The organism is Pseudomonas sp. UMAB-40 (assembly GCF_900095275.1).
Taxonomy (GTDB): Bacteria; Pseudomonadota; Gammaproteobacteria; order Pseudomonadales; family Pseudomonadaceae; genus Aquipseudomonas; species Aquipseudomonas mandelii_B.
In genome coordinates this window covers 1-1955 of sequence record NZ_LT607603.1, presented here as the reverse complement: position 1 = coordinate 1955, position 1955 = coordinate 1, and the positions used below count along the sequence as shown (strand labels likewise).

1 protein-coding gene is annotated in these 1955 nt (G+C 61.3%); it reads left to right on the top strand.

The genetic code is table 11. The features are described 5' to 3' along the window. Positions 1-19 precede the first annotated feature (19 nt). A partial coding sequence (gene acs / locus K0F88_RS31925) for an acetate--CoA ligase (protein ID WP_219097865.1) occupies positions 20-1955 on the top strand: 1936 nt, incomplete at its 3' end.

The following is a 1955-nucleotide window of genomic DNA, read 5'->3' as shown; positions in this document are numbered from 1 at the left end:
TTCCACCGAGGTAAGAAAGATGAGTGCGGCTTCTCTGTATCCCGTTCGTCCCGAGGTTCTGGCCAATACGCTGACTGACGAGGCAACCTACAAAGCCATGTACCAGCAGTCGGTCGTCAACCCGGACGGCTTCTGGCGCGAGCAAGCCAAGCGCCTCGACTGGATCAAGCCTTTCACCACGGTGAAGCAGACCTCCTTCGACGATCACCATGTCGACATCAAATGGTTCGCCGACGGCACGCTGAACGTTTCCTACAACTGCCTCGACCGCCATCTGGCCGAGCGCGGCGATCAAGTCGCGATCATTTGGGAAGGGGATGACCCGGCCGAAAGTCGCAACATCACCTACCGCGAGCTGCACGAACAAGTCTGCAAGTTCGCCAACGCCTTGCGCGGCCAGGATGTGCACCGCGGCGACGTGGTGACTATCTATATGCCGATGATCCCCGAAGCCGTGGTCGCCATGCTGGCCTGCACCCGGATCGGCGCGATTCACTCGGTGGTGTTCGGTGGTTTCTCGCCGGAAGCCCTGGCCGGTCGCATCATCGACTGCAAATCCAAAGTGGTGATCACCGCTGACGAAGGTGTTCGTGCCGGCAAGAAGATCCCGCTCAAGTCCAACGTCGACGACGCGCTGACCAACCCGGAAACCAGCAGCATCCAGAAGGTCATCGTGTGCAAGCGCACCGGTGGCAACATCAAGTGGAACCAGCACCGCGACATCTGGTACGAAGACCTGATGAAAGTGGCGGGCACTGTGTGTGCGCCAAAAGAGATGGGCGCTGAAGAAGCGCTGTTCATCCTTTACACCTCCGGTTCGACTGGCAAGCCCAAGGGCGTGCAGCACACCACCGGCGGTTACCTGCTGTACGCCGCCATGACCCACGAGCGCGTGTTCGACTACCGCCCGGGCGAAGTCTACTGGTGCACCGCCGACGTCGGCTGGGTCACCGGCCACACGTACATCGTCTACGGCCCGCTGGCCAACGGCGCGACCACGGTGCTGTTCGAAGGCGTGCCGAACTACCCGGACATCACCCGGGTGGCGAAGATCGTCGACAAGCACAAGGTCAACATCCTCTACACCGCGCCGACTGCGATCCGCGCGATGATGGCGTCGGGTAAAGCCGCTGTTGAAGGCGCTGATGGCAGCAGCCTGCGTCTGTTGGGTTCGGTCGGTGAGCCGATCAACCCGGAAGCGTGGGACTGGTACTACAAGAACGTCGGCCACTCCCGTTGCCCGATCGTCGACACCTGGTGGCAGACCGAAACCGGCGGCAACATGATGAGCCCGTTGCCGGGCGCTCACGGCCTCAAGCCAGGTTCGGCGGCACGTCCGTTCTTCGGTGTGGTGCCGGCACTGGTGGACAACCTGGGCAACATCCTCGAAGGCGTTGCCGAGGGCAACCTGGTGATTCTCGATTCGTGGCCAGGCCAGGCGCGCACGCTGTATGGCGACCATGACCGCTTCGTCGACACCTACTTCAAGACCTTCCGTGGCATGTACTTCACCGGTGACGGCGCACGTCGCGATGAAGACGGTTACTACTGGATCACCGGGCGTGTGGACGACGTACTCAACGTCTCCGGCCACCGCATGGGCACCGCCGAGATCGAAAGCGCGATGGTCGCTCACCCGAAAGTCGCCGAGGCTGCCGTGGTCGGCGTGCCGCACGACATCAAGGGCCAGGGCATTTATGTCTACGTCACGCTGATCGCGGGTGAAGTACCGAGCGAGCAACTGCGTCTGGAATTGAAAAACTGGGTGCGTAAGGAAATTGGTCCGATTGCTTCACCGGATGTGATCCAGTGGGCACCGGGGCTGCCGAAAACCCGTTCGGGCAAGATCATGCGCCGGATTCTGCGCAAGATTGCGACCGCCGAATACGATGGGTTGGGGGATATCTCCACCCTGGCGGATCCGGGTGTGGTGCAGCATTTGATTGATGAGCACA